This window comes from Devosia sp. MC521, assembly GCF_014127105.1.
In the GTDB taxonomy this organism is placed as follows: Bacteria; Pseudomonadota; Alphaproteobacteria; order Rhizobiales; family Devosiaceae; genus Devosia.
This window is the reverse complement of record NZ_CP059902.1, coordinates 735,233-761,650: the sequence shown is the minus strand read 5'-3', so window position 1 is coordinate 761,650 and position 26,418 is coordinate 735,233. Positions and strand designations below refer to the sequence as shown.

Genomic DNA, 26,418 nt, shown 5'->3' with positions numbered 1-26,418 from the left:
CAACCCCTCCCCCTCACAGGGGGAGGTTGGGTGGGGGTAAACCCCCGCGGCTGGAGAGAGGCCGCAAGGGAGGAAACACATGACCGAACAACTCATCGCCGCTTCGACCGTCGAAGCCGAAAACGCCAAGCGCTCTACTGATCTGCGCAATGACTACGACAGCCTTGGCGAACGCCTTGACCGTCGCGGCATTTCCATCGACGCGATTAAATCCAAAGTCGCCGCTTTTTCCGTTGCCGTCCCCTCATGGGGCGTTGGCACTGGTGGCACCCGCTTTGCCCGCTTCCCCGGCAAGGGCGAACCACGCGATATCTTTGACAAGATCGAAGATTGCTCGGTTATCGCCCAGCTCACCCAGGCAACTCGCACCGTCTCGCTCCACATTCCATGGGACAAGGCCGATCCAAACCGTCTCAAGCAAGCCGCTTCCCGCTTTGGCCTCGGCTTTGACGCCATGAACTCCAACACCTTTGCCGATGCCGCCGGGCAGTTGCAGAGCTATAAGTTCGGCTCTCTCTCTGCCGCCGATGCCGCCACCCGCAATCAGGCCATTGAGCACAATCTCGAATGCATTGAGATCGGCAAAACCATTGGCTCAAAGGCCCTCACCGTCTGGATTGGCGACGGCTCCAACTTCCCTGGCCAAGTCAATTTCGCCAATCAGTTCGAGCATTACCTCAATTCAATGAAGGCGATTTACGCGGCCCTCCCCGAGGATTGGCGCGTTTATACCGAACACAAAATGTACGAACCGGCGTTCTATTCGACCGTCGTGCAGGATTGGGGCACCAATTACCTCATCGCCAAGGAGTTGGGCGACAAGGCCTATTGCCTCGTCGACCTCGGCCACCATGCGCCCAACGTGAATATTGAAATGATCGTCTCGCGCCTTGCCCAGTTCGGCAAGCTCGGCGGCTTCCACTTTAACGATAGCAAATATGGCGACGACGATCTCGATGCGGGCTCCATCGACCCATACCGCCTGTTCCTCGTCTTCAACGAGCTTGTGGACGCCGAAGAGAAATATTCCGATTTCCGTCCGGCCCACATGCTCGACCAGTCGCACAATGTCACTGATCCGATCGAAAGCCTGATGCTCTCCGCCGCGGATGTGCAGCGCGCCTATGCGCAAGCACTGCTTGTGGATCGCAAGGCCCTGACCGAAGCCCAGCACGGCAATGACGCCCTCGGCGCGACCCAAGCCCTGCGCCTGGCCTATCGCACCGATGTCGAGCCGATCCTCGCCATGGCGCGCTACGAACAAGGCGGCGCGATTGATCTCCTCGCCACCTACCGTGCCTCCGGCTATCGCCAGCGTGTCGCCGAAATCCGCCCGGAAATCGCCGCCGGCTCAAGCGGCATCGTCTGACCGGACTTGGTCTTCCCCTCCCCCTGCCCAAGGGGAGGGGGCACTCCTAGGCCTTCACCAGCCCGCCAAAATACTCCAGCGCATAGGCTTCCACCCCACCGACTAGAATAGCCTCGCGCCCGCGAAACTGCTCCGGCCCACCGTCGTTTCGATCTTGATAGGTGCAGCCGCCACTGAGCCAGACAAAGCCACCGAGGAACCGCCCTTTGCGGTAGAGCGCCGATAAGGAGTCTTGGATGATGGCGCCTGCCTGCCCTGCGTCGATCAAATCCGGCCGCTTTATATAGCCTTAGTAGTTCATGGCCCAGACCGGCTCATTGCGGTGCCAGAGCACTTCTTGCCCCAGAAAATCTGTTCGCCGAAATAGCTATCAAGATAGCGCCAATCGCCCTCCTCTCATGCGATCTCGTTTGCGCCCTGCCGAGATGGCGTCACCTTTGCCCCGCCACCGACATAGCTTGCAGCCTTGGCCCGAACGATGATGCTATTAAGCTCTTCGCTGTCCATACCCCTGCCCTCCCTCACGCATAGATTATGCGCGTCAGAGACAGCCTACGTCAGCATTCCACCTAAGATCGAGCGGGCCCGAACTTGGCGTTTCTGCGCCGAGGCTGACGAGCTTGGTGCTGCACAACGACGCCCTCGCCTGCCAGCAGCATCCTAAGCTCTCAAAACCGACGTTGCCTCCAATATCCACTCTCGAAACACCTTCACCTTGGTCCAATTTCGTCGCGACTGCGGATAGACCAGCTGATAGGTGCACCCGTCCCAGCCCAGTTCGGGGAAGGGTTGTACCAGTCGCCCGCTCGCCAAGTCATCGCGAAATAGCGCCGGCGTAATCATGGCAAAGCCTCTCCCTGCCCCCGCCGCTGCCGCCTCCAACACTTGCGTGTCGAGTGTCACCACGCCCCGGGCCATTGCGGGATAGTCGTCAATGCCCATCATCGCGAACCACTGACCAATCCATTGGTCACTTGGAGAAATCGCTGGCGCGCGGAGCAGGTCTCTCGGCTCCCGAATGCGATGCCTTTCGATGAAGTCACCGCTCATAATCGGCGTGAACTCCGCCCGCAACAGCTCGTGCCCAACCACGCCCTCCGGTAACTCACCCCAAGACGCAATTATGCCGACGTCGAACATGTCTTTTTGGAAATCGACGTTCTCCACCCGACTGTTGAACCGCACAGCAATGTCGGGGTGAGCCACCTGAAACAGCCCGATATTGGCGGCGAACCAGCGCGTGGCAAAAGTCGGCAGAGACAATATGGCCAATGTCCCGCTGACATGCTGATGCGTCTGCACAAAACTATTGCGCAGGATATCGAAGGCCTGCAGCACATCCGGCGCGAGGCGCTGCCCTACTTCGCTCAGCTCCACCTGCCGCGCTTTTCGCACAAATAGTGCTGCGCCAATCCGCTCCTCCAAGAGCTTGATCTGATAGCTCACCGCCGCCTGTGACATGCCCAGTTCTGCAGCGGCGCGCGTAAAACTGAGCTGTCTCGCGACAGCCTCGAAAGCCCGTACGGAGGTCAGAGGCGGAATATCAGACATAATCTCACCTTATACCTTCCCACCGGCATTCAATTGGAAAATCGCGATATACTCGCGCTAAAGCAGAGCATGACCAAATCAAAGACATAAGGCAAGGATATGTTCTGATGCTTCCATTTGCACTGCTCGAACTTCCCGCACTGCTGTTCATCAATACTTGGGGCAAGCGCGGCACCGGCCCGCTCTACATGTCCTCTGAACCTCTATCACCGCATTTGCGCCGCGATATCGGGCTCGACGCCATCCGGGATGAGCGTGCCGAAAACCCCTCGCCAATTCCCCCCGATCGCATAAAGTGAGGCCACTGTTTCGCTTTCTCATCTCAGCCGACGGCCATGTCAAAGACCACGCCCGCCACTGCCGCTCTCACCAAAGCCGGCATTTCCTTTGAACTCGCGACCTACGACTACGACCCAAATGCGGAACGCGTGGGCTTGCAGGCGGCCGAAGCCATGGGCGTGTCACCGGCTGAAGTGTTCAAAACGCTCATGGCCGAGCTCGATGGCAAGCCAATCTGCGCCATCGTCCCCTCGGATGAAGAAGTGAATATGAAAAAGCTGGCTGCGGCTTTGGGTGGCAAGTCGGCGCATATGATGAAACCCGTCGATGCCGAGCGCCTCACCGGCTACACGGTCGGCGGCATTAGCCCTTTGGGCCAGCGCAAGCTGGTGCCGACGGCGCTTGATGAAATGGCAACGCTCTACGACGAGATCTATCTCAATGGCGGTCAGCGCGGATTGCAGATCCGCATCAAGCCCGATGATCTCGTCTCAGCGCTCAACTGTGTCACCGCCGATCTGACACGTTAGACCACCCCCAGAAACGACAAAAGGCGCCCTGCAGGACGCCTTCATCGGATAGTCTTTTCTCTGCCGCCTTGGGCGACCGAGACGTTCGCTTATTAGGCTACGTAGGTGCCGCGTGCGATCGACTTGATGTCACCCTTGGTGATGCCCAGGTCGTTCAGCTGACGGCTGTCAAGGCTGTTCAGTTCACGCAGAGTGCGCTGGTAGCGGGCGTAGTCAGAAAGCTTCTTTGCGATGTTCATTTCGGTTCCCCTTCGGTTGATGACCCCTATGTAGACCTAAGTCGTAGTGATTAGAAGATGGCCAATCTGCACATCCGTTATGCACTAGATGCAAGTGATGGGGCAATCTTGGTTAAGCAAGGGTAAATTCGAAAAACCCAGCGAAACTCGGCAAAAATGAGGCAGCCCGCCTTAATCGCCATAGCAAAGGGCCGCACATCATCTGCATGATGTGCGGCCCTGCTTAATTTACAGGCAGATAGTTAGACCTGCCTACTCGCTTTTCGTCTCAGCCATGCGCGCAGCGCGGGCCACGCGAATGTCGTCCTTCATCTCGAACCACATGGCATTGATGATGCCGAAGGCGCAGGCCAGGCCGAGGCCGAGGATCCATGCAAAATACCACATACGACTGCTCCTAGTAGGCGTTGGGGTTTTTGGTGAGATTGTCGGCCGTAACCGGACCACGCATCACGCGGAACACCCAAGCGGTGTAGGCAACGATGATGGGCAGGAAGATAACGGTCGCAACCAGCATAATGAAGAGCGTCAGATGGCTCGACGATGCATCCCACAGCGTCAGGCCCGAGCCTGGAACCGTCGAGGACGGCAGCAGGAACGGAAACAGCGAGACACCAGCTGTCGAGATGATCCCGAAGATCGCCGCGCTCGTTGCCAAGAGCGTGATCAAATGCTTGCGGCCGATAAAACCGAGCACCGCCACGACCAGACCCACGAAGGCCAGAATCGGCGCAGTCACCATCCAAGGATATTTGCTGTAATTCAGCATCCAGCCGCCCTGCACCAGCTCAACCGACTTGGCGAGCGGGTTGATCGGCGCTGCCGGGTCAATCACGCTGGTCACCACATGGCCGCTCATGAACGCAACCCAGAAGCCGCCCAGCGCGAACAGCACCAGTGTTCCAACAGCAGCATAGAGCCCGAACATGCGCGCCCGTTCTGCCATTGCCCCTTGGGTGCGTCCGGCAATAACAGCCGCGCCCTGCGCACTGATCATGCCAACGCTGACTAGGCCGCACAGCAGTGCAAACGGCATCAACAGCTGGAAGAAGTTGCCCGTGTAGAAGATGCGCATGGTGTCGTCAAAGTGGAATGGCGCGCCCAAGAGCACATTGCCCACCGCCACGCCCATGATCAGCGCTGGCACAAAGCCACCGATGAACAGGCACCAATCCCACACAGCGCGCCAAGTCGGGTTATCGATCTTGCCACGGAACTTGAACCCCACTGGACGCAGGATCAGCGCCAGAAGGATAACGAGCATGGCAAGGTAGAAGCCCGAAAAGCTCACCGCATAGAGTGGAGGAAACGCGGCAAAGATCGCGCCACCACCGAGAACCAACCACACCTGATTACCTTCCCAAGTCGGGCCGATCAGGTTGAGCAAAATACGGCGTTCTTCATCGCTCTTGGCAGCGAAGGGGAGCAGAGTGCCCACCCCCATGTCGCGGCCACCCATCACGGCAAAGCCGATCAGCAGCACACCGAGCAGTACCCACCAGATCAGGCGGAGTGTTTCGTAGTCGAGAGGGATCGAGCTCATGCGACGATCTCCTTGTTTTCCTTGGTCGCCGGAAGGGCAGCCATGACGTAGTCCTCATCTTCTTCCGGAGTGAAGAGCTGATCCTTCGGACCTGCCTTGATGATTTTGACCATCAGAATGATCATGATGACCAAGAGCACGCTGTAGAGCAGCACGAAGAAGCTCAGCGACAGGACTAGGTCGAGCACGTTCAGACCCGAGGCGGCGTAGAATGTGGGCAGAACCCCTTCCACGACCCAAGGCTGTCGGCCGAACTCGGCGATGAACCAGCCTGCTTCAATCGCGATCCAAGGCGTTGGCAGCATGAACACCGTGAACCACAGCAGCGGCTTGTTGGTGTCGATCCAACCCCGCGACGCGCGGTAGAACCACAACGCGAAGAAGGCGATGTAGAAGAACCCGAGACCCATCATAATGCGGAAGGTCCAGAACAGCGGCCATACGCTTGGCACGGTGTCGGCAGCAGCCAGCGCGATTTCTTCCGCAGTCGCGTTCTCGACATCAACGCGATACTTCTTGAGCAGCAGAGCATAGCCAAGGTCCGGCCAGGTCTCTTCAAAGACCGCACGGGCATCGGTGTTCGCGCCGTCGGCGCGAATTTCAGCCAGCGCGTTATAAGCGATCAGACCCATGCGGATACGATCTTCGGCGCGCTCAACCAGTTCGTGAATGCCCGGCAGTTGCTGATCGAACGAACGCGTCGTGATCAGACCACCAACCCACGGAACCGAGATGTGGAAGCCAACGTCTTCGCCGTTCGAGCCGGGGAAGGCGATGATCGACCACGGAGCCGGAGCCGGCTCGGTTTCATACATGGCTTCGAGTGCAGCGATCTTCATGTGCTGGTGTTCCGTCGCGACATAGCCGCTTTCGTCACCGAGCACGACCACCGACAGCGCCGAGGCCAAACCAAAGCTTGCCGCCACAACAGCGGAACGCTTGGCCAATTCGACATGCTTGCCCCGCACAAGGAACAGCGCCGAAATGGCGAGAATGAACATGGCGCCGCAGAGATAGCCTGCGCTTACCGTGTGCACGAATTTTGCCTGCGCCACTGGGTTGAAAATCACCGCCATAAAGTCGGTGACTTCCATACGCATGGTGTCAGGATTGAACTTGGCCCCAACCGGGTTCTGCATCCACCCGTTGGCAACCAGGATCCAGAGCGCCGAGAAATTGGCGCCAATTGCGGTCAGCCAGGTCACAACCAAGTGACCCACCTTGCTCAGACGATCCCAGCCGAAGAAGAACAGGCCGATGAAGGTCGCTTCCAAGAAGAAGGCCATCAGGCCTTCAATGGCGAGTGGCGCCCCAAACACGTCACCGACATAATGGCTGTAATAGCTCCAGTTCATGCCGAACTGGAACTCCATAACCACACCGGTGGCCACGCCCATGGCGAAATTCACGCCAAAAAGCGTGCCCCAGAACAGGGTAGCCTTGCGCCAGACCTGTCGGCCAGTCATGACATACACGCTCTCCATGATCGCCATCATGAAAGAGAGCCCGAGCGTCAGGGGAACAAATATGAAGTGATACATGGCGGTGGCAGCGAACTGCCATCGCGATAAGTCAACGACCAACATGTCGATCATGGCATTGTTGCCTTTCGTTAGGGCGGCCGGAAGCAAGGTCGCCAATGCCTGTCCTGTAACGCATCTAAAATCTGACACCTTGATTCAGATCAATGCTCCCCGAAAAGTGCCGTGTATGTTCAAACGCATGACCCGCAGCTCCCCTCCCAGCGCACGCCGGCCAGAAAACTCGGTCTCGCACACGTTAAAACTCCTGCAAACACAGGGGGGAGCAGCGCTTTGGCTGTCTATCGCCGCACCCATATTGGCAGGGGTGTTACTGGTCTGGCAGGCATGGATTTTGGCCTCAACCCTGGGTCAGGCCATCGAAAATGTCGCACCGATCAGCACATTGTTACCAGGAATTTTCATTCTTCTGGGGATAGTTCTGGCCCGTGCAGGGCTTTCGGCAATCGCCGATCACACCGGAATCATCGCGGCTGAACGGATCAAGCTTCACCTCCGTCAGACGCTCTTCAGCCAGCTTCTGGCAAAACCGCCTCGCGCGGCCAATTCTGCCGCCTCTGGCCTTGCCGCCGCCTCCATTGTCGATCAGGTCGAAGCGCTAGAAAGCTATTTTGCGCGCTACATCTCCGCCTCGGCACAGGGCATCGTGCTGCCACTGGTGTTTGGCGCGATTATTCTACCCATCGATTGGGTGGCGGGCGTGCTCTTCCTCGTCAGCGCGCCGCTTATTCCTATCTTTATGGCCCTTGTCGGCTGGGGCGCGCAGGTCGCGACCGACCGTCAGGCCAAAGCCCTCAGCCACCTCTCAGGCCGTTTCAGCGATCGCCTGCGTGGTCTTCTCACCCTCAAGCTCTTGGGCCGCGAAGAGGCTGAAACCGAAGGCATCGTCTCCGCCAGCGAAGCGCTGCGCCAGCGCACGCTCAAGGTCCTGCGCATTGCCTTCCTGTCGTCGGCCGTCCTCGAATTCTTCGCCGCTCTCGGCGTCGCGGGCGTTGCGCTTTATGTCGGCCTCACCTTCATTGATTATCTCCACCTGCGCACGAGCCCCCTCACCTTGCAGCTGGGCATGTTCCTCTTGCTGATGGCGCCAGAGGTCTACAACCCGCTGCGTGTGATGGCGGCGCAATATCATGATCGTGCCTCGGCCAAGGCTGCGCTCAATGAGATCGAAGCCAATCTCGGTACTTTGTCAGACGAGCGCGTCGACCACACGGACAACGCGCCCCTCCCCGGCAAGCCCATCGCCCTTGAGGCGAACAACGTCACCCTGCGCACACCCGATCACATGCGCGCCGTCATCGAACACGTCACGCTCCGCGTCGAGCCGGGCCAGCACATTGCCCTCCTCGGCCCCAGTGGCTCGGGCAAGTCGACCCTGCTCGAAGCCCTTGTTGGCCTGCGCGACGCCGAAGGCGACATTCTGCTCGATGGCCGCCCGTTGAGCGAGTGGTCCGAGCCATCCCTGCGCGGCCGCACATTTATCCTCACGCAGAAGCCACGCATCATCCACGCCTCGCTTGCGGACAACATGGCCTTAGGCCGCCCTGCCGCCAGCCGCGCCGACATTGAAAAGGCCGCCGAACTCTCTGGTGTCCTCGGCTTCACGGCGGGTCTGCCCCTTGGTCTCGACACCATCATCGGCGAAGACGGCGCAGGCATTTCGGGTGGTCAGGCACAGCGCGTCGCGCTGGCGCGCCTCTTCCTGCGCGATGCTGGCTTGATCATCCTCGACGAGCCCACCGCTCACCTTGATGCGGCGCTCGAGCAAGAGATCATTCAGTCCATTACCCGCTATGCGCGCGGCCGCACCCTCATCGTCGCGACGCACTCGCCTGCCGTTGCTAAAAATCTCGATAGAGCGTGGCGCGTCACGCCCACGGGTCTTGTTGAAGCGCCGCTCTCCGCCCGCGCGAAAGGCGTCGCATGAAAGCCATCCTCACCTTCGCCCCGCTCTTCCTGAAGCGATGGAAGTCGTTTTCGGCAGCCTTACTCTTGGCGCTCGTCACCCTTATCGCGGGCGTGTCTCTGCTCGGCGTGTCCGGCTGGTTTATCACCGCCACATCACTGACCACGCTTGGTCTGGCATTCAATTTGTTCGTGCCATCGGCCGGTATTCGCGCACTGTCCTTCGTGCGTATTCTAGCGCGCTATTTTGAGCGCCTCGTTGGTCACAATGCCACCCTCAAGCTGCTGTCGGATTTACGCGGCTGGCTCTTTTCCAGCCTCTTCCCCCGCCTGCCCCTGCCCGACCGCTCCTTGCGTCATGGCGATCTCGTCAGCCGCCTCACCACCGATGTGGATGCGCTGGACACCGCCTTTCTCGTCGGCATCGGCCCGCTGGTCGCAGCGCTCTTCGTAGGCACGGTGATGACCGTCATATTGGCGCTGTTCCTGCCCGGTGCTGCGCTCATCTATGGGCTCTGCATTGCCGCAGCAGCCCTACTCGTGCCCCTTGCCATGATCACTCTCTCGCGCCGCGCCGGTCGTGCCAGTGTTGAAGCCAGCGCCGCCATGCGCATGAATGTGCTCGACGCTGTGTCCGGCCATGCTGATATTGTGGTGCTCGGCGCGCTTGGCACGACACAGGATCGCTTCGCCGAAGCGGCCGCCACAGCCAGCGCGCTGAAGCGGCGCCTCAGCCTCTACACCACCTCCGGCAGCTTCGCCGTCCAGATCGCGGCAGGTCTCGCGCTTGTCGGCACGCTTTGGTTCGGTCTCGTCGCACTACAAGCCGGCACGATCGACGCCCCGCTGATGGCTGCCCTCCTGCTTGCCGTCATCGGCAGCTTTGAGGCCACCAATGTCATCATTCGCAGCACCTCCAAGGCCACGGCCGCCATGGCTGCTGCCGAGCGCCTACAGGCCCTCGCCAATATCGATATGCCCATTGCCGAACCGGCAGTGCCCAAAGCATGGCCGAACGACGCCCCGATTACTCTGACGGGCCTCTCCTTCAGCTATGGAGCAAACCAGCCGGTTCTCAACGACATCGATCTCACCATCGCGCCCGGCGAACGCATCGCTGTCATTGGCCCCAGTGGCGGCGGCAAGTCCACGCTTTTGCGCCTACTCCTGCGCTTGGTCGAACCGACCTCAGGCAGTATTTCGGTCGGCGGGATCGCGCTCGATCAATTCGCCACGCGGGACGTTCACGCCCATTTCGCGCTTTTGAGCCAAGACAGCCCCGTGTTCATCGACACCATTCGCAACAATCTTCTCATTGGTCGCGATACGGCGTCCGAGGACGATCTATGGGCGGCCCTCGCCAAGGCGCAGCTCGATGATCATGTCCGCAGCTTACCCAAGGGCTTGGATACCATCATCGGGGAAGCGGGCCGCACGCTCTCCATGGGTCAGGCGCGTCGCCTTACCCTCGCGCGTGTTCTGTTGTCCAACGCACCGGTGCTCCTTCTCGACGAACCAACCAATGCGCTTGACCGTGAAACCGAGGAAGCCTTCTTCGCCGTGCTTGCGCAGGCAACGCGCGACCGCACAGTCGTGCTCGTCACCCACGCCACCATTCCCGAGGGGACGGTGGATCGGGTGCTCACGCTCAATCATGGTGAGTTGGTTTAGCCGCAGCGCAGACGGAGCAAAGCCAGATCGGGCACATGGATCGTACGATAGTGCTCGACGGCAATAACGCCTTCGGTTTTCAGCTTGGTCATTTGGCGGCTGACGGTTTCGATCGTCAGCCCCAAAAAGTCGGCAATATCGGCGCGGCTGAGTGGCAGATCAAACTGCGCCCCATCCTGATCATCGGTCGGGTCAATATGGGTCGCGATCAAGTACAAAAAGCTCGCGACCTTTTCTGCCGCGCTTTTCCGGCCCAGCGTCACCATCCAGTCGCGTGCTTCATCCAGCTCACGCAGCGCCTGCATCATGATGCGATGCTCAAGTGGCGCACTCTGTTGGATGAGATTTTCCAGCGCCGACTTCGGGATCATGCACAGATCAACTTCGGAGGCAGCTTCCGCGCTCACCCGGCTTTCGGTAGCAAAGGGGCGGCCCAACAGATCAGGCGCAAACTGCAGCCCCACCACTTGCTGGCGTCCATCTTCCAAAACCTTGGTCAGCTTGATCACCCCGCGCAGCACATTGCCGAACGCCTCAATCGGCTCGGCGTCGGCCATCAGGGGGTCGCCCGGGTCCTTGCGAACGCGACGTGTGCTGCGGGAGAGTGTAGAGAGTTGTTCGGCGTTGAGCGCCCCGCAAATGCCTTGGTGACGCGCTTCGCAGCTTTGGCAAAGCACCGGCATCTCCGAGTTATGGATATCTTTCCGAACCGTTTGCATGTCCACGCCCCCTCTACAGAGTCTTTTATAGCTCCGCCCCCACACAACTATAAGAACGATAAATGACGCTGTGCCAACCGGTCGCAGACCAACATTGGGCAAACTAATACATTCAGGCCACTTGACCTTACCATCATTGGAACCTTTATATGCTTCAGGGCGAGGTTCATTGACATGCAGACAAACGTCCAGAATTTACATCCCGAAAAGCCTGTAACGCTCGACATCACCGGCATGAGCTGTGCTTCATGTGTGTCTCGCGTTGAAAAAGCTCTGCTTAAAGTTCCCGGTGTTGACGCCGCCACTGTCAACCTCGCAACCGAACGCGCCCGCATTTCCGGTGGCGACACCGAAGCGCTGATCGCGGCTGTCAAAAAGATCGGCTACGAGGCGGCCCTGCGCCCCGAGCAAGCCCCCACCAGCGCCCACTCCCACCACGACGAAGACGCAGCCGTGCTCAAGCGCGATGTCACAATCGCAGCGATCGCCACAGCACCGCTCTTTGCTCTTGAAATGCTTGGGCATTTTCACATGCCCTTTCACCACTGGCTGATGGGCATCGTTCCCATGCAGACGCTTTGGTATGTCTACTTTGCCCTCGCAACCTTCGTGCTCTTCGTGCCGGGCCTAAGGTTCTTCCGCCACGGACTGCCCGCCCTCTTCCGTGGCGCGCCGGAAATGAACTCGCTGGTCGCTCTCGGCGCAGGCGCAGCTTGGCTCTATTCCAGCGTCGTCACCTTCGCGCCCGGACTTGTGCCCGCCGAAACGCGCTTTGTGTATTTTGAAGCCGCCGCCGTCATCGTCACGCTCATCCTTGTGGGCCGCTGGCTCGAAGCCAAAGCCAAAGGGCGCACGGGTGCCGCCATTCGCTCCCTCGTCCAGCAGCAGGCCAAAACCGCTCGCGTCGAACGCTTCGGCGCGCTGCATGAAATCGACATTGCCGATGTGCGCGTGGGCGACATTATCGAAGTCCGTCCCGGCGAGAAAATCGCCGTCGATGGTGAGGTTGTGGACGGGCAAAGCCATGTCGATGAAAGCATGCTCTCGGGTGAACCCCTGCCCGTCGCCAAACGCATTGGCTCCGCTGTCGTCGGCGGCACGCTCAACACCTCCGGCAGTTTCCGCTTTCGCGCCACCAAAATCGGCGCCGATACCATGCTCGCCCATATCATTCGAATGGTCGAAGACGCTCAGGCCGGAAAACTCCCCATTCAAGCCGTGGTCGATAAAATCACCGCTTGGTTCGTGCCTGTCGTCATCGGTCTCGCGCTCATCACTTTTGCGCTCTGGATGATCGTTGGCGGCGAGCAGCGCCTCAGCTTCGCTTTGGTCAATGCCGTCGCCGTGCTCATCATCGCCTGCCCCTGCGCTATGGGGCTATCCACCCCAATGTCGATCATGGTGGGCACGGGCCGCGCCGCCCAACTCGGCGTGCTGTTCCGCAAGAGCGAAGCCCTCCAGCAATTGCGCGACGCGCGCATTGTCGCTTTTGACAAAACCGGCACGCTCACCCTCGGCAAACCGGTCCTCACTGACCTCATCCCCTTCAATGGCTTCGATCGCGCCACCGCCCTCTCCTTGGCCGCTGCCGCTGAAGCCCGCTCCGAACACCCTATCGCCACCGCCATCGTTTCGGCTGCCAATGCCGAGGGCCTGACCCTGCCCACGATCCAGGCTTTCGACAGCGATCCGGGGCGCGGCATCACGGCCACCATCGACGGGCGCGCGGTGCGCGTCGGCTCGTCCAAACTCCTCACCGGCATAGCTCTCTCATCGGCCAAAGCCTTGGTTGACGATCTCGCCCAACAGGGCAAAACACCGGTCTTCCTCGCCGTCGACGGAACGCTCGCCGCCGCCATTGTCGTGGCCGACCCGATCAAGCCGTCGAGCAAAGCGGTCATCTCCGCCTTACACCAGCAGGGCCTCAAAACCGCGATGATTTCGGGCGACAATCGCGTCACCGCGCAAGCCATTGCCACCCAGCTAGGCATTGATGAGGTTCACGCGGAGGTTTTGCCCGCCGACAAGGTTGCCACCATCAAGGCCATGAAGGCCTCCGGGACAATCGTCGCCTATGTCGGCGATGGCATTAACGACGCCCCCGCCCTTGCTGAAGCCGACATTGGCGTGGCTGTTGGCTCGGGCACGGACGCCGCTATTGAAAGCGCCGATGTCGTCCTCTTGGGCGGCGACCTCAAAGGCGTCGTCGACGCCATCACAGTCAGCAAAGCCACGCTCAAGAACATTTGGGAGAACCTCTTCTGGGCCTTCGGCTACAATGCCGTGCTCATCCCCGTCGCAATGGGCGCGCTCTACCCCAGCTTTGGCATTTTGCTCTCACCCATGATCGGCGCGGGCGCGATGGCGCTGTCCTCGGTCTTCGTCATCGCCAATGCCCAGCGCCTGAGAACACTTTCCGGAGTAAGCCTATGAACATCGGACAAGCCGCCGAGCATTCCGGCGTTACCGCCAAAATGATCCGCTATTATGAGCAAATCGGACTGGTGCAGGCGCCCAAGCGCACCGGCAGTAACTATCGCGTCTATAGCCCAGATGAGATCCACGTCCTGCGCTTCATCAAACGCTGCCGCACTCTCGGGTTTTCGGTCGAAGAAACTGGAACACTGCTGTCGCTCTGGCGCGACAAATCCCGCGCCAGCGCTGAGGTCAAAACCATTGCCACCAGCCATATTGATGCGCTGCAAACCAAGATTACCGAGCTGCAAAGCATGGTCAAAACCTTGACCAATTTGACCCACTGCTGCCACGGCGACGACCGCCCCGACTGCCCCATTCTGGATGATTTGGCTGGCGTTCCGGCCCACAAAGGAAACTGAAGATGAGCGACACCACCACCTTCACAGTCAACGACATGACCTGTGGTCACTGCGCTGGCACCATCCGCAAAGCGCTCGAAGAGGCGCTTCCCGGCAGCGCCATTGAGATAGACGTTCCGACCCACAAAGTCAGCTTCTCTGGTGACAAGGCCAAAGGCGAAGAGGCCATTCGCGAGGCCGGCTACACGCCCGAAGCGGCCTAACTCGCAAACAAAAAGGGGCGCCCGCAAGCGCCCCTTCTCTCATCCCGGGAGGATAACCGATCAGAATGGGCTGTCTGGGAAGTAGAACTGCGCAGCATTCTCCTTGGTGATCAGAGGCGAGCCCAGAATATAGCTGCCCGTTACTGGACCATTGGAGGTGAAGTGCGCCACAGTCACGTCCATAGCGGTCGCGATCTGTGCTGGCGGATAGAGCACGTCGACAGGAACGAGTTCGTCGCCGTCCATCACGCCCTTGATGATTTCCTTCATGCCAGCGCCGCCGACAACGAACATTTCCTTTTCGCGGCCAGCCTGCTTGATGGCTTCGACCACGCCTAGGGTAATGTCGTCGTCCTGCGCCCAAACCCCATCAATGTCTGGGAAGCGGCTCAGGAAGTCCTGCATCACTTCAAAGCCATCGTCGCGGTTCCAGTTGGCGAACTTGTTGTCGAGCACGTTGATGCCCGTACCTTCAATGGCGCCCATGAAAGCGTCAAAACGTTCTGTGTCTAGCACGGTCGGAATACCGCGCAGGATGACGATATTGTCGCCTTCCCCGAGACGGGTCTTCATGTACTCAGCAGAGTTCACACCCATTTCGGTGTTATTGCCCGAAACATAGACGTCCTGAATGGACGGATCGGTCAAACCACGGTCGACCACGGTGATGAATGCACCCGTCGACTTTACCGCACGAACAGGCTCGGTCAGGGGTTCGGATTCAAACGGCAGAACCACAAGCGCCTGGATTTGCTGCACCGAAACCAGATCTTCAAGATCGCTCGCCTGATCTTCCGGGCCGTCAGCCGTGACGATGATAATGTCGATGTTGGAGTGCGCTGCCTCCAGACGCTTTTCCGCTTCAGCGGCATGCCAGTTCAAACCACCCATAAAGCCGTGGGTGGCGGCTGGGATGGAGACACCGATTTTGATTTTCTCCTGAGCGATAGACGCGCCAGTCAGCATGCTGGTGGCCAACAGGCCCAGTGCCAATGCCTTAATAGTCATATTCTACTCTCCCTTGTTAAAGGCGCTCCTCACGCCTTGCTACCGCGCTTTTTTGAGCGCGGAATTCATTCCGCCGCCTTTTTGCGACGCGTGTTCAACGACCCGCGCTGCAGATAAACTGCGGCAACGATGATCACCCCTTGAACGGCCCCGTTGAGGTAGTTGGAGATGATCTCGGTCAGATTGAGAATGTTGCCGATTGAGGTCAGGATCAGCGCGCCGATCACCGTGCCGCCGACCCGGCCAAACCCGCCCTTGAGCATGGTCCCACCAATGATCACCGCGGCAATCGCTTCCAATTCCCACAGCACACCCGTCGCCGCCGAAGCCGAGCCCAGACGCGGCACATAGATGATGGTGGCGAGCGACACGCAGAGGCCCTGCAAAATATAGGTCCAGGTCCGCACCCGATCGACCTTAATAGCCGAATAGCGCGCCACGTGTTCGTTCGAGCCGATCGCCATGCAATAGCGCCCAAAAGCGGTGCGGTTCATCAGCACCCAGCCAACAATGGCCACGGCGATAAACACCCAGACCGGATAGGGCACGCGCAGGAAGCTATCGTAATAGACCGGGCGGTAAATCTCGCGCGCCCCGGAGTTGAGCGAGAGCGTGCCACCATCGGCGAAATAGGTCACCAGCGAGCGGTAAATCCCCATCGTCCCGAGCGTCACGATAAAGGCTTCAATTTTGGCCTTGGTCGTCAGGAAGCCGTTGATGAACCCCGCACCAACACCGAGAATAATCGAGCAGCCAATGCCGATGAGCACGGTCCATACCGAAGCGCCCATGCTGGCCACGGTCCAGTTCATGATGATGATCATCACACCAGCGATAAAAGCCGCCATCGAGCCAACCGACAGGTCGATGCCGCCTGCCGTAATGACGAAGGTCGCTCCCACCGCGATAATGCCGATGAACGCCGAGCGGGTCAGGATATTGGTGATATTGCCTTCCGCCAGAAACAGCGGGTTGAGCACGTAACCAAGGATGACCAGCAAGATCAGCGCCAATAGCGGCCCGAGCGTCTTGAGATCCAGCCTGAACCCTTTTGCGGGTTTGGTCGCCACTTCAGGCACTGATACGGTCATGCTCTCCACCCTGTTTAATGCCCGCGGCGTAACGCATAATTTCGCCCTCGGTGATTTCTGCGCCTTCCAAAACCCCAGCGATCCGCCCCTGGCGCATCACCACCACCCGATGGCTAAGGCCGATCACCTCCTGCAACTCCGATGAGATCAGGATGATGGATTTCCCCTCGGCCGCCAGCGCGGCGATGATGTGATAGATTTGCTGCTTGGTACCGACGTCAATCCCACGCGTTGGCTCGTCCATAATGACGATCTGCGGGTCACTCTCCATGGTTTTGCCCAGCATCAGCTTTTGCTGATTGCCGCCGGAAAGCTTGCCAACCTGTACTGAGGGATCACGGGCGCGAATGTCGAAACGGCGCGTCGCGCGCGCCAGCGCCTCTTCTTCGCTCTTATTATTGAGGAACCAGTTTTTGAGGTGCTTTTTCAGCGTCAGCAAGGTCAGGTTGGGCTGCAATCCCGCGTTGAGCAGCAACCCCTTCCCCTTACGATCCTTGGTCATATAGGCCAGTCCGGCATCGACCGATTTTGAGACATCGGCGAAGTCCCGCAGCTCACCGTCGAACCGCACCACGCCACTGGTCTTGTTGGTCAATCCCACCAGGGCCTCGGCCATCGCTGTGCGTCCCGACCCGATTAGCCCGGCAAAGCCAAGAACTTCGCCGCGTTTGAGGTCAAAGGAAGTACTGCCAATGCCCGGTCCCGCCAGATTACGGACGGACAGCACGACTTCCGCATCGACATCAGGCTCGTGCTTGGGCGGATAAAGATTGGAGAGCTCACGCCCCACCATCATTTGCGCAATCGCATCTGGCGTGAGGTTTTCGGTGCCAACGGTGGAGATCAATTGCCCATCCCGCAACACCGTCACCCGCTGTGCCAGCTCCATGATTTCGTCGAGCTTGTGGGAGATAAAGATCACTGCCACGCCCTTGGCCGTGAGACGGCGGATCTGCTCGAACAGCGTTGCCGTTTCGCCCACGGACAGGACAGCCGTCGGCTCGTCCATAATCAGCACGCGCGCTTCACGACTAATCGCTTTGGCGATCTCCACCATTTGCTTGTCGGCAACCGAGAGCGCGCTGATCCGCGTGTCCGGATCAATGTTCACATGCAGTGTATTGAGAATGGCTTGGGTCTGCTCGCGCATCGCCTTGGCGTTGAGAAACAGACCACTCTTCAGCTCGCGCCCGAGGAAGACACTATCGGCCACCGTCAGATGCTCAGCCAGCAAGAGCTCTTGGTGGATGACCACAATGCCCAGAGCTGCGGCTTCTCCATTGGGAGGCAGCACCACAGTTTCGCCGAGATATTCGATCGTGCCGGAGGTTGGTTGCTCGATGCCCGACAGGATCTTAATCAGCGTGGATTTTCCCGCGCCGTTCTCGCCAATAATAGCGTGCACTTCACCGGGACGAATATCAAAGTCGATGCTGAACAGCACCGGCACATCGCCGAATGATTTCGAAACGCGATGAGCCGCCAAGACCGGCCGCGATGACTGGGCTTCACCCTGCATCGTTGTCTCCTCCATCCCGCCACGGTGCATCTTTGGCACTCATTGACTGAATAGTGATGTAAACCTTTTCATGAGGTATGTAAAGGTTTACAGTCTGCACAAATGACTATGCAACTTAGCAAGGCGCCTATACCGCTGTTGAGCTTTGTGCTGGATTTGAATCCAGTCCGTTGTGCAAGGGTTTAGAGAACGTGCAGCAGACCAAGCTGGCAACTATTGAAGACGTCGCCGCCATGGCAGGCGTGTCTATTGCCACTGTCAGCCGCGCTCTCAATGAACCCACCAAGGTCGCAGAAAAGACTCGCCTGAAGGTCACTGAAGCTGTCGCCAAGACAGGCTACACGACCAATGCGATGGCCCGCTCCCTTCGCATGCGCCGCTCCAATATGATCCTCATTCTCGCCCCCGACGTTGGCGACCCGAATTTCTCCAACATTCTTGTTGGTCTGGAAACCGAGGCCAGCAAGCGCGGCTATGGCCTGCTCATCGGCAATACCCAGAACGACCCGGCGCGTGAAGCCAACTATCTGCGCTTCATCAGTTCAAACCAGGCGGACGGGCTGATCCTCTTCACCGGGCACCTGCCCTATGGCTACGCCCAGACCGAAGAAGTCTCGCGCCTCCCGCCCATGGTCGCCGTCAGCGAGCCGGTGGTTGGCGCACATGTTCCCTTCGTCGGGGTCGATAATTTTCAGGGCGCGCGTGTCGCAGTTGAATACCTCATCGCCCAGGGCCACAAGCGCATCGCTTTCGTCGGGAAATCGGGCCGTGAAACCAGTCGCCTTCGCGAAGAAGGCTATCGCGCCGCGCTCACTGCTGCGGGCCTTCCGATCGAGCCCAAACTCATCATGGATGGCGACGGCACCACCGAGAGCGGTCGCGCTGCGGCCGAACTCATGTTCGTGCGCGACATCCTCCCCACCGCCTTTTTCTGCGTCAACGACGCGACTGCCTTGGGTGTCACCATCTGCCTCAATACCCGCCGCTATAGCCTGCCGCAGGATTATTCGGTCATGGGGTTCGACGATATTTCCTTTGCCAGCTTCATGGCCCCCTCGCTCACGACGATGAAGCAGCCGCGCTCCACCATTGGCGAAGCCGCCATGGGTCTACTTCTGGAAACACTGAGCGAGGCGCGGCCTAAGCAAAAGGAAATCCTCCTGCGCGCCGAGCTCATCGTCCGCAACTCCGTCACCCGGCCGAAACACTAAAAAATTCGGTTCTCGCGCATGTGGCTCGGGGTCATCCCATACGCCTTGCGGAAATGCTCATAAAACTGCGTCTGGCTCGAAAACCCGGCCTGAAATGCAATATTGGCAACCGCCATGTCGGTATCGAACAACAAGCTGCGCGCCCGGATCAGCCGCATTCGAATAACGAATTTCTGGATCGAAATATGCATCACCTTGGTGAAGAGGTTGGTGGCGTAGTTCGGATGCAGGCCCACGGTCTTGGCAATGTCGTCGACGCTGAGCGGATCGGTAATATTCTCAACAATGTGCCGCACCATGCGCACCACATAGCGCACCGGGCTCGCCGTCCGGCTGCGGGCCGAGCTCTTTTCCACCCAAGCGGGCAGCAGCGTGTCCCAGCCCACAATTGCGGCACGACGAAACATGGTACCGATCTCAGAGCGCACAAGATCGGAGCGCAAGGCGTTGCCCGAGCGATAATCGCCATGCCAGCGCTCCAGTGTTTCAAGCCCGATACAGTCGGGCGAAAGCTGGATCACTCCACCGCCCATGAGCGTTTCGGTCAGCCGCCCCAATTGCGGCATCTCCAAAAACGCATCCATCGGCAGGTAGATATTGAGTTGCTTTTCTAGGTCCGTTCCGGTCAACCCGACCGTCTGATGCGGTATCCCCGCCCAGAACGCTACCAGCCTATTTTGCCCGACGGTCAGCGGCCCTCCGTCGAAAACATAGTCCATTGAACCGCCCGTTAGCCAATTAAACTCGATATGGCCATGAGTGTGGGGTTCGGCCATAATCTGCGGCTTGAAAGAGCGAATACCAAAGCGCCCGAAAGCTTTGCCCGAAGCATAAAAGCTGCGATCGGATCGTGGCGTTGGGCGCGGCGCAAGACCTGCTGCTCGACCCGGTGATGGCGTAATCTGTTGTGGCGTCATAGATTATTCAGACTTCTTAGAAACCCGAAACTATCCATTACTATTCCGGATTGCGTCAACATACGCAAGAGTTAGGCTTTCTGTCCGAGCGAAGTTCAGGGTCGAAGAGGAGAACCGACCCGAGAGCGTCACGCTGTCTTCGCATCGCGGGAGGAAATCATGAGAAAGCATATCTATGCCCTTAGCGGGGCAGGACTACTGCTGTCCGTATCGCTAACTGCATTAACTGCTCAAGAACATTCTGGCGCTCTGCCAGCACCACCAGACTTTGCAGCGCAAAGTGAACCCAACTTTGTCAGCCTGTCTGACATTCAGGAGTTCCGTGCGCTCGATAAATATAACGAGCCCGATTGGGTCACCAAGAAATTCGTCGAAGCTGGCACGCTGCCGCCTGTCGCCGAGCGTCTCCCCAAGGAACCGCTGGTTTACAAAACGGCCAACATGCCGGATGGCGTTGGCGTTTACGGCGACGTCATGCGCCACGTCATCGGCGGCCGCCCAGAAGGCTGGAACTACATCGGTGGCCAAGCTCAGGGCTGGGGCGGCATCGACATCGGTCTTTCCGAATGTCTGACCCGCACAGGCCCACTCTTCACGGTTAAGGCCGAAGAGCTTGAACCCATGCCGAACCTGGCAAAGAGCTGGGAATGGTCAGAGGACGGTCACACCCTCACCATGCACCTCATCGAAGGCGCGAAATGGTCTGATGGCGACCCCTTCGATAGCGAAGACCTGATGTTCTATTGGGAAGATCACGTTCTCGATGCAAACGTCTCCCCGCTCAATGGTGCAACGCCCGAAACCTTTGGTGTCGGCACGACGCTAGAAGCCATTGACGCTTACACCGTCAAATGGACCTTCAAGGAAGCCTTCCCCAAGCAGTACCTCTGGGCCATGGCCTATGGCACCTTCTGCCCCGGCCCTGCGCATATCCAGAAGCCGCAGCATCCAAAATACTCCTCGAACACCTACGAGCAGTATAAAAACGCCTTCCCGCCAGAGTTCATGAACATGCCTTCGATGGGCGCATGGGCTGTGGTTGAATATCGCCCAGACGATATCGTCGTCATGCGTCGTAACCCCTATTATTGGAAGGTCGACGATCAAGGGAACCAGCTCCCTTACCTCAACGAAATGCACTACCGCCTCTCGACTTGGTCGGATCGTGACGTGCAGGCTGTTGCTGGCTCGGGCGACTTCTCCAACCTTGAACAGGCCGAAAACTACGTTGAATCGCTGCGTCGTTCGGCTGAAGACACCGCACCAGCGCGTCTCCAGTTCGGCGCGCGCACAATCGGCTATGCGCTCCAGCCAAACCTCTCCGGCAATGGATGGGGTGAGCCTGATACCCGCGCACAGGCCGTCCGCGAACTCAACCGCGACCTCAACTTCCGCAAGGCAATTTCGATCGGCCTCGACCGTCAACGTCTTGGTGAATCGCTCGTCCGCGGTCCGTTCACCGCCATCTATCCCGGTGGGCTTTATGCCGGCACGTCCTTCTACGACGCAGCCTCCACCGTCTACTATCCGCATGACCTCGAGGTTGCTAAGTCGCTGCTCGATGGTCTCGGCCTCGTCGACACCGACGGCAACGGCGTCCGTAACTTCCCAGCCGACACTGCAAACGGCGCAGACGTGGAAATCACCCTCCTCGCCAACTCCGACTATGGCACCGACACCAATCTTGCCGAAGGCGTCATCGCGATGATGGAACCGCTCGGTCTGCGCGTCATCGCCAATTTCCAGCAGGGCAATGCCCGTGACGATGCCGCCGCCGCAGGTCAATTTGATTGGGCGGTCAATCGTCAGGGCGCTTCGATGGTCTCGATCGTCCAGAATACGGCCGAACTTGCTCCTACAGGCCCACGCGTACATCCATTCCACCGTGGCGGAACCGATGGCACGCTCGATCTGCTGCCATTCGAAGAAGAGCTCGTCTCAGTGGTCAACAAGTTCATTGCCACCAATGACAATGCTGAACGCGCCGAGCTGATGAAGCAGTATCAGAGGCTCTACACAGAGAACGTCTACTCTATCGGCCTCACCCAATATCCGGGTGCGCTGATCATCAACAAGCGCTTCGCCAATATCCCCGCTGGTGCGCCAATCTTCATGTTCAACTGGGCTGAAGATAGCGTCATCCGTGAACGCCTCTATGTCCCAGCGGACAAGCAGGCTGACCACGAGCTGCATCCAGAAACGCTACCGGGCGAACCAGGCTCTGCCGGTCCCGTCTGATTGCAACATCGAAGGGTGGCCCACCGCCACCCTTCACCGCCTTTATCCCATTAAACGCGCGCCGCTCTACCCCACGAGACCGGTGTCTGACCCAAGGGTCAGGACAGGGGCCTAGCCCCTCAGCCCAGCGAGGCCATGCATGCTCCGTTTCCTTATGATGCGCATCTTGGGAGCCATCCCGCTCCTCCTCCTCTTGAGCATCGTCACATTCGCCATCATCCAAGCTCCACCCGGCGACTATGCCGACTACATCAAGTCCATGCTCATCAATCAGGGCGGGGTTCGGCCCGACCTCGCCGAGGCGCAGGCAGAGATTTATCGAGAGGCCAACGGCCTCAACGATCCGATCATCGTTCAGTATTTCCGCTGGATCACCGGCATTATCACCCGGTTCGATTTCGGCCACTCGCTCTACTACAATAAGCCCGTCGGCAATGTGATCGCCGAGCGCCTCCCCCCGACCATTGCCATAGCGCTGGTCTGCCATATCCTCGCTTCGCTCCTCGGCATCGGCCTCGGCATCATCGCCGCGACCCGCCAGTATTCGTGGACCGACACCTTCCTCGGCATCATCTCCTTCCTCGGCATGACCGTGCCGCGCTTCCTCATGGCCATCATCATTCTTTATGTGCTGGTCTTTAAGCTCAACGTCTCAGAAGTCGGCATGTTCTTCTCTGCCCGTTATGGCGGCGCGCCATGGAGCTGGGACAAGTTCGTCAACCTGGTGCAGCATGTCTGGCCGGTGATCTTCGTCGCCACCTTCGGCGGCCTCGCCTACAACATGCGTGTCATGCGCGGTAATTTGCTGGACGTTCTCAACGCCCAATATGTCGAGACGGCTCGCGCCAAGGGTCTCTCCGAGGGCGCAGTGATCATGAAGCACGCGGTCCCTAACGCGCTCCACCCGCTCATCGCGTATCAGGGCGTCGCCCTGCCCTACATGCTCACCGGTGAAATCGAGGTCGCCATCGTCTTTGGCCTCGCAACGGTCGGCCCGGCCATTGTCGGCTCCATGGGCGTTGGCGACGTTTTCGTCACCGCTAGCTTCATGCTCGTCCTCGCCACGACCCTGATCATCGGCAACATCATTTCAGACCTTCTTCTGGTTGCGCTCGACCCGCGTGTTCGTCTGGGAGGGCGTGCAGAATGACCGACACCACCAATGCCAACGGCACGCCCCACGACGCGCCCAAAAATGCCAGCCAGATGCACCAATCTGGCCCCGAAAATGCCAATGAAACGCCCATCGTCGCGAGCCGTCACGGCTCGGACAACGAGACCTATGCAAGCCTAGTTTGGCGGCGTTTTCGTCGCTCCACCATGGGGATGATCGGGCTGATTTTGGTCTGCATGCTGCTGATCATGTCGGTCTTTGCCGACTTCTTCGCACCCATGGACCCCAAGGCTGCCAACCTCCCCTTTGCGCCGCCAGACCTCATCGCCTTTGAAGATCCAAACGGCAATTTCAGTCTAATCCCTTGGGTCTATCCCATTGGCGACACTGGCGAATTTGATCCAGTCACCTATCAGCCACTCACCGGCGCGGTGAAGGACGACCCAACGCCCACCGGCTTTTTCGTCCGGGGGTATGAATACCAAATGCTCTGGTTCATCCCTGCCAACATCCATTTCTTTGGCTCAACCGACGGTCGCCCGCTCCACCTTTTGGGCACAGACCGCATGGGCCGAGATATTTTGTCCCGCGGTATCCTCGGCTCCCGAATATCGCTTATGATCGCCCTTGCAGTGGTCGCACTCACGACAACAGTGGGCACGCTGGTGGGCATTACCTCCGGCTATATCGGTGGACGGCTGGATGCGTGGTTGCAGCGTTTTGTTGAGTTCGTTCTTGCCTTCCCCCAGCTGCCACTTTATCTGGCGCTGACCTCGCTAATACCGGTCACAGCGCCATCTAACCTATTCTTATCATTCGTTATTTTTGTAATGTCGGTGTTAGGATGGGCTCAGTTGGCGCGTGAAGTCCGCTCCAAAACCCTGTCGCTGGCCCGCATCGAATACGTCCGCGCGGCAATCGCAATTGGGGCTACGGATCGGCGCATCATTCTGCGCCATATCCTCCCTAACGTCTTGAGCCACATCATTGTTTCGGTGACGCTGGCTATTCCGACCGTGGTGCTTTTGGAGAGCTTCTTGGGTTTCCTCGGCTTTGCCGTGAAGCCGCCCCTCATCTCATGGGGGCTGATGCTGCAAGACACCGGTGCCTTCTCAGTCATCGGCTCCTACCCGTGGATCCTTGCGCCGGTAGGCTTTGTTCTTGTTACCGTTTTTGCCTTCAACGCGTTGGGTGACGGCCTGCGCGACGCCATAGACCCCTATTGAGGAGCGCGCCATGACACAAGAAAATCTCGCTCCCGCCGAACGCCTCGACCTCGGCCAACATGGACGTGAGCTCATCCTCGACGCTCGCAACGTTGGCGTTGATTTCAAAGTCGAAAATGGCATCGTCAACGCTGTCCGCGACGTGTCCTTCCAGCTCCACAAGGGTGAAACCATCGCCATTGTGGGCGAGAGCGGATCGGGCAAATCCGTAACCGCCCGCACCATCATGCGGCTCCTCACCAAGCGCGCCAGCATTCTCCCCCAAACGCGCATCACATTGGCGGGGAAAGACATTGTCGCCATGAGCGATAAGGCGATGCGAAAACTTCGCGGCAATGATATTGCCATGATCTTTCAAGAGCCTATGAGCTCCCTGAACCCCGTTTACACCATCGGGCAGCAGCTGTGCGAAGTGATCCATTTGCACAATCGCGTCTCCCGCAAAGAGGCAATGACCCGGGCTGAGGCCTTGCTGGCCGAGGTCCAAATTCCTGATCCCAAGGCTCGCCTCCAACAATATCCGCACCAGCTGTCGGGCGGTCAGCGCCAGCGCGTCATGATCGCCATGGCTCTCGCCAATCGCCCGGACATTCTTATCGCCGACGAGCCAACCACCGCGCTCGACGTCACCGTTCAGGCCCAAATCCTCAATCTTCTCAAGGACCTCAAGGACAAGTACGGCATGGCAGTGATCCTCATCACCCATGACCTGACCATCGTCCGGCAATTCTCAGACTATGTCTATGTGATGCAGAACGGTCGTGTGCAGGAGCACAACGCCACTGAAGCGCTGTTCCAAAACCCGCAACACCCATACACCCAGCACTTGCTGGCCTCCGAACCCAAGGGCACCGCTGAGCCGCTCCCAGACGGCGCGCATGACACCGTGCTCGAAGGTCAAAATGTGAAGGTCAGCTTCACGCTTAAGCGCGGCGGGCTCTTCAATGCCGAGTTCTACGAGCTCAAGGCCGTGGACAATCTCGACATCAAACTTATGCGCCATGAAACCCTTGGTATCGTTGGCGAAAGCGGTTCGGGAAAGACCACATTTGGTCAGGCTCTTGTGCGACTCATCGGCAATCAAGGCGGCCAGATTACCTTCGACGGCCAGCGGATCGACGGGCTAGACCGAAACGGCATGCGACCGCTGCGCTCGCGTATGCAGATCGTCTTCCAAGACCCGTTCTCATCGCTCAACCCGCGCATGTCGATCGGCCAGATCATCGAAGAAGGCCTGATCGTCAATGGCATAGGCGCCAATCGCACGGAGCGGCTCGACCGCGTGCGGCAGGCCCTACGCGACGCTGGCATGCCCGACACCATCCTCCAGCGTTTCCCGCATGAGTTCTCTGGAGGTCAGCGCCAACGTATTGCCATTGCTCGGGCCATCGCGCTCGAGCCGGAGTTCATTCTCCTCGACGAGCCCACTTCCGCACTCGATCTTTCGGTGCAGGCGCAAATCATTGAACTGCTTCGCAAATTGCAGAACGAACGCGGCCTTTCCTACCTTTTCATCTCCCACGACCTAAAAGTTGTCCGCGCTCTCTGCCACCGGGTTATGGTGATGCAAAACGGAAAAATCGTGGAGCAAGGCCCGGTCAATGAAGTGCTGTTGAACCCGCAGACCGATTACACCAAGCGCCTTGTGCGTGCGGCGTTTGAAATCGCGGCTTAGTCAAAAAGGCGACGCCCCGCCGGGAGGACGGG

General features: G+C 58.9%; 23 protein-coding genes and 1 pseudogene. 13 read left to right on the top strand and 11 right to left on the bottom strand.

Features of this window, described 5'->3' with window-relative positions:
• Window positions 1-79 precede the first annotated feature (79 nt).
• Complete coding sequence (gene rhaI, locus H4N61_RS03635; RefSeq protein ID WP_169194626.1) at window positions 80-1,369, top strand: L-rhamnose catabolism isomerase; 1,290 nt, start codon at window positions 80-82, stop codon at window positions 1,367-1,369.
• 46 nt (window positions 1,370-1,415) lie between these two features.
• On the opposite strand, the pseudogene H4N61_RS03630 reads toward rhaI, so the two are convergent.
• Window positions 1,416-1,876: pseudogene (locus H4N61_RS03630) on the bottom strand (DUF5680 domain-containing protein).
• Window positions 1,877-2,029: 153 nt separating this feature from the next.
• Window positions 2,030-2,920 carry a LysR substrate-binding domain-containing protein gene (locus tag H4N61_RS03625; protein ID WP_199368573.1) on the bottom strand — a complete coding sequence of 297 codons (891 nt, stop codon included), beginning with the start codon at window positions 2,918-2,920 and terminating at the stop codon, window positions 2,030-2,032.
• 107 nt (window positions 2,921-3,027) lie between these two features.
• Here H4N61_RS03625 and H4N61_RS03620 point away from each other — a divergent pair, with 107 nt between their 5' ends.
• Both H4N61_RS03620 and ybaK read left to right on the top strand, forming a co-directional pair.
• On the top strand, window positions 3,028-3,219 hold the full coding sequence (locus H4N61_RS03620; protein ID WP_169194624.1) for a hypothetical protein: 192 nt from the start codon (window positions 3,028-3,030) through the stop codon (window positions 3,217-3,219).
• Between the two features lie 36 nt (window positions 3,220-3,255).
• On the top strand, window positions 3,256-3,729 hold the full coding sequence (gene ybaK, locus H4N61_RS03615; RefSeq protein WP_182395032.1) for a Cys-tRNA(Pro) deacylase: 474 nt from the start codon (window positions 3,256-3,258) through the stop codon (window positions 3,727-3,729).
• Between the two features lie 92 nt (window positions 3,730-3,821).
• On the opposite strand, the gene H4N61_RS03610 is transcribed toward ybaK, so the two are convergent.
• The 4 genes from H4N61_RS03610 to H4N61_RS03595 form a co-directional block, all read right to left on the bottom strand.
• Window positions 3,822-3,968 (bottom strand): DUF1127 domain-containing protein, encoded by a 147-nt coding sequence (locus H4N61_RS03610; protein WP_169194622.1) that lies wholly within the window; start codon window positions 3,966-3,968, stop codon window positions 3,822-3,824.
• A gap of 252 nt (window positions 3,969-4,220) precedes the next feature.
• Window positions 4,221-4,355, bottom strand: a complete 135-nt coding sequence (cydX, locus tag H4N61_RS03605; protein ID WP_169194621.1) for a cytochrome bd-I oxidase subunit CydX — start codon at window positions 4,353-4,355, stop codon at window positions 4,221-4,223.
• Window positions 4,356-4,365: 10 nt separating this feature from the next.
• Window positions 4,366-5,511: a cytochrome d ubiquinol oxidase subunit II gene (cydB, locus tag H4N61_RS03600; RefSeq protein ID WP_169194620.1), complete on the bottom strand. Its 1,146-nt coding sequence runs from the start codon at window positions 5,509-5,511 to the stop codon at window positions 4,366-4,368.
• A complete protein-coding gene (locus H4N61_RS03595) occupies window positions 5,508-7,103 on the bottom strand; it encodes a cytochrome ubiquinol oxidase subunit I (RefSeq protein ID WP_199368577.1) in 1,596 nt (531 codons plus the stop codon). The genes cydB and H4N61_RS03595 overlap by 4 nt, the downstream gene beginning before the upstream one ends.
• A 130-nt stretch (window positions 7,104-7,233) precedes the next feature.
• Between H4N61_RS03595 and cydD the strand changes: the two genes are divergently transcribed.
• Together cydD and cydC are read left to right on the top strand one after the other, a co-directional pair.
• The gene (gene cydD, locus H4N61_RS03590) at window positions 7,234-8,979 is read left to right on the top strand and encodes a thiol reductant ABC exporter subunit CydD (protein ID WP_169194619.1); all 1,746 of its coding nucleotides are present in this window, start codon (window positions 7,234-7,236) and stop codon (window positions 8,977-8,979) included.
• Window positions 8,976-10,628, top strand: coding sequence for a thiol reductant ABC exporter subunit CydC (gene cydC, locus H4N61_RS03585; RefSeq protein WP_169194618.1), 1,653 nt, complete (start codon window positions 8,976-8,978; stop codon window positions 10,626-10,628). Before cydD ends, cydC begins: the two co-directional genes overlap by 4 nt.
• Here cydC and H4N61_RS03580 read toward each other — a convergent pair.
• A complete protein-coding gene (locus tag H4N61_RS03580; protein WP_169194617.1) occupies window positions 10,625-11,347 on the bottom strand; it encodes a Crp/Fnr family transcriptional regulator in 723 nt (240 codons plus the stop codon). The genes cydC and H4N61_RS03580 overlap by 4 nt on opposite strands.
• A 174-nt stretch (window positions 11,348-11,521) precedes the next feature.
• Here H4N61_RS03580 and H4N61_RS03575 point away from each other — a divergent pair, with 174 nt between their 5' ends.
• From H4N61_RS03575 to H4N61_RS03565, 3 genes are read left to right on the top strand one after another with little or no spacing between them, the layout of a single operon-like run.
• Entirely contained in the window at window positions 11,522-13,780 is a 2,259-nt protein-coding gene (locus tag H4N61_RS03575; RefSeq protein ID WP_182395030.1) for a heavy metal translocating P-type ATPase, read from the top strand.
• Complete coding sequence (cueR, locus tag H4N61_RS03570; RefSeq protein ID WP_169194615.1) at window positions 13,777-14,184, top strand: Cu(I)-responsive transcriptional regulator; 408 nt, start codon at window positions 13,777-13,779, stop codon at window positions 14,182-14,184. The genes H4N61_RS03575 and cueR overlap by 4 nt, the downstream gene beginning before the upstream one ends.
• A gap of 2 nt (window positions 14,185-14,186) precedes the next feature.
• Complete coding sequence (locus H4N61_RS03565; protein WP_182395028.1) at window positions 14,187-14,387, top strand: heavy-metal-associated domain-containing protein; 201 nt, start codon at window positions 14,187-14,189, stop codon at window positions 14,385-14,387.
• Between the two features lie 60 nt (window positions 14,388-14,447).
• Here the strand turns inward: H4N61_RS03565 and H4N61_RS03560 are convergent, their stop codons facing one another.
• The 3 genes from H4N61_RS03560 to H4N61_RS03550 all read right to left on the bottom strand — a co-directional run bounded on the left by H4N61_RS03560 (window position 14,448) and on the right by H4N61_RS03550 (window position 18,005).
• Complete coding sequence (locus H4N61_RS03560; RefSeq protein WP_169194613.1) at window positions 14,448-15,395, bottom strand: substrate-binding domain-containing protein; 948 nt, start codon at window positions 15,393-15,395, stop codon at window positions 14,448-14,450.
• A gap of 65 nt (window positions 15,396-15,460) precedes the next feature.
• Entirely contained in the window at window positions 15,461-16,486 is a 1,026-nt protein-coding gene (locus tag H4N61_RS03555) for an ABC transporter permease (RefSeq protein WP_169194612.1), read from the bottom strand.
• The gene (locus tag H4N61_RS03550; protein ID WP_182395026.1) at window positions 16,467-18,005 is read right to left on the bottom strand and encodes a sugar ABC transporter ATP-binding protein; all 1,539 of its coding nucleotides are present in this window, start codon (window positions 18,003-18,005) and stop codon (window positions 16,467-16,469) included. The genes H4N61_RS03555 and H4N61_RS03550 overlap by 20 nt, the downstream gene beginning before the upstream one ends.
• 191 nt (window positions 18,006-18,196) lie before the next feature.
• On the opposite strand from H4N61_RS03550, the gene H4N61_RS03545 reads away from it, so the two are divergent.
• Window positions 18,197-19,216, top strand: a complete 1,020-nt coding sequence (locus H4N61_RS03545; RefSeq protein ID WP_282567617.1) for a LacI family DNA-binding transcriptional regulator — start codon at window positions 18,197-18,199, stop codon at window positions 19,214-19,216.
• Here the strand turns inward: H4N61_RS03545 and H4N61_RS03540 are convergent.
• Window positions 19,213-20,133 (bottom strand): helix-turn-helix domain-containing protein, encoded by a 921-nt coding sequence (locus H4N61_RS03540; RefSeq protein WP_182395024.1) that lies wholly within the window; start codon window positions 20,131-20,133, stop codon window positions 19,213-19,215. The two genes, H4N61_RS03545 and H4N61_RS03540, sit on opposite strands and share 4 nt — an antisense overlap.
• Window positions 20,134-20,292: 159 nt before the next feature.
• Here H4N61_RS03540 and H4N61_RS03535 point away from each other — a divergent pair, with 159 nt between their 5' ends.
• From H4N61_RS03535 to H4N61_RS03520, 4 genes are all read left to right on the top strand, one after another.
• Window positions 20,293-22,371 (top strand): ABC transporter substrate-binding protein, encoded by a 2,079-nt coding sequence (locus H4N61_RS03535; RefSeq protein WP_169194609.1) that lies wholly within the window; start codon window positions 20,293-20,295, stop codon window positions 22,369-22,371.
• Window positions 22,372-22,510: 139 nt separating this feature from the next.
• Complete coding sequence (locus tag H4N61_RS03530; protein ID WP_169194608.1) at window positions 22,511-23,521, top strand: ABC transporter permease; 1,011 nt, start codon at window positions 22,511-22,513, stop codon at window positions 23,519-23,521.
• A gap of 56 nt (window positions 23,522-23,577) precedes the next feature.
• Window positions 23,578-24,711, top strand: a complete 1,134-nt coding sequence (locus H4N61_RS03525) for an ABC transporter permease (protein WP_182395920.1) — start codon at window positions 23,578-23,580, stop codon at window positions 24,709-24,711.
• 10 nt (window positions 24,712-24,721) lie between these two features.
• Complete coding sequence (locus tag H4N61_RS03520; protein WP_182395022.1) at window positions 24,722-26,386, top strand: ABC transporter ATP-binding protein; 1,665 nt, start codon at window positions 24,722-24,724, stop codon at window positions 26,384-26,386.
• Window positions 26,387-26,418 lie beyond the last annotated feature (32 nt).

What these genes read in the sequence shown, in the direction of transcription:
- cydB (WP_169194620.1), bottom strand. Translation starts at nt 5,511, where the DNA reads ATGAGCTCGATCCCTCTCGACTACGAAACACTCCGCCTGATCTGGTGG.
- cydC (WP_169194618.1), top strand. Translation starts at nt 8,976, where the DNA reads ATGAAAGCCATCCTCACCTTCGCCCCGCTCTTCCTGAAGCGATGGAAG.
- H4N61_RS03525 (WP_182395920.1), top strand. Translation starts at nt 23,578, where the DNA reads ATGCACCAATCTGGCCCCGAAAATGCCAATGAAACGCCCATCGTCGCG.
- H4N61_RS03550 (WP_182395026.1), bottom strand. Translation starts at nt 18,005, where the DNA reads ATGCAGGGTGAAGCCCAGTCATCGCGGCCGGTCTTGGCGGCTCATCGC.
- rhaI (WP_169194626.1), top strand. Translation starts at nt 80, where the DNA reads ATGACCGAACAACTCATCGCCGCTTCGACCGTCGAAGCCGAAAACGCC.
- H4N61_RS03535 (WP_169194609.1), top strand. Translation starts at nt 20,293, where the DNA reads ATGAGAAAGCATATCTATGCCCTTAGCGGGGCAGGACTACTGCTGTCC.
- H4N61_RS03610 (WP_169194622.1), bottom strand. Translation starts at nt 3,968, where the DNA reads ATGAACATCGCAAAGAAGCTTTCTGACTACGCCCGCTACCAGCGCACT.
- H4N61_RS03565 (WP_182395028.1), top strand. Translation starts at nt 14,187, where the DNA reads ATGAGCGACACCACCACCTTCACAGTCAACGACATGACCTGTGGTCAC.
- H4N61_RS03560 (WP_169194613.1), bottom strand. Translation starts at nt 15,395, where the DNA reads ATGACTATTAAGGCATTGGCACTGGGCCTGTTGGCCACCAGCATGCTG.
- H4N61_RS03540 (WP_182395024.1), bottom strand. Translation starts at nt 20,133, where the DNA reads ATGACGCCACAACAGATTACGCCATCACCGGGTCGAGCAGCAGGTCTT.
- H4N61_RS03580 (WP_169194617.1), bottom strand. Translation starts at nt 11,347, where the DNA reads ATGCAAACGGTTCGGAAAGATATCCATAACTCGGAGATGCCGGTGCTT.
- H4N61_RS03555 (WP_169194612.1), bottom strand. Translation starts at nt 16,486, where the DNA reads ATGACCGTATCAGTGCCTGAAGTGGCGACCAAACCCGCAAAAGGGTTC.
- cydD (WP_169194619.1), top strand. Translation starts at nt 7,234, where the DNA reads ATGACCCGCAGCTCCCCTCCCAGCGCACGCCGGCCAGAAAACTCGGTC.
- H4N61_RS03575 (WP_182395030.1), top strand. Translation starts at nt 11,522, where the DNA reads ATGCAGACAAACGTCCAGAATTTACATCCCGAAAAGCCTGTAACGCTC.
- H4N61_RS03620 (WP_169194624.1), top strand. Translation starts at nt 3,028, where the DNA reads ATGCTTCCATTTGCACTGCTCGAACTTCCCGCACTGCTGTTCATCAAT.
- cydX (WP_169194621.1), bottom strand. Translation starts at nt 4,355, where the DNA reads ATGTGGTATTTTGCATGGATCCTCGGCCTCGGCCTGGCCTGCGCCTTC.
- ybaK (WP_182395032.1), top strand. Translation starts at nt 3,256, where the DNA reads ATGTCAAAGACCACGCCCGCCACTGCCGCTCTCACCAAAGCCGGCATT.
- cueR (WP_169194615.1), top strand. Translation starts at nt 13,777, where the DNA reads ATGAACATCGGACAAGCCGCCGAGCATTCCGGCGTTACCGCCAAAATG.
- H4N61_RS03625 (WP_199368573.1), bottom strand. Translation starts at nt 2,920, where the DNA reads ATGTCTGATATTCCGCCTCTGACCTCCGTACGGGCTTTCGAGGCTGTC.
- H4N61_RS03520 (WP_182395022.1), top strand. Translation starts at nt 24,722, where the DNA reads ATGACACAAGAAAATCTCGCTCCCGCCGAACGCCTCGACCTCGGCCAA.
- H4N61_RS03530 (WP_169194608.1), top strand. Translation starts at nt 22,511, where the DNA reads ATGCTCCGTTTCCTTATGATGCGCATCTTGGGAGCCATCCCGCTCCTC.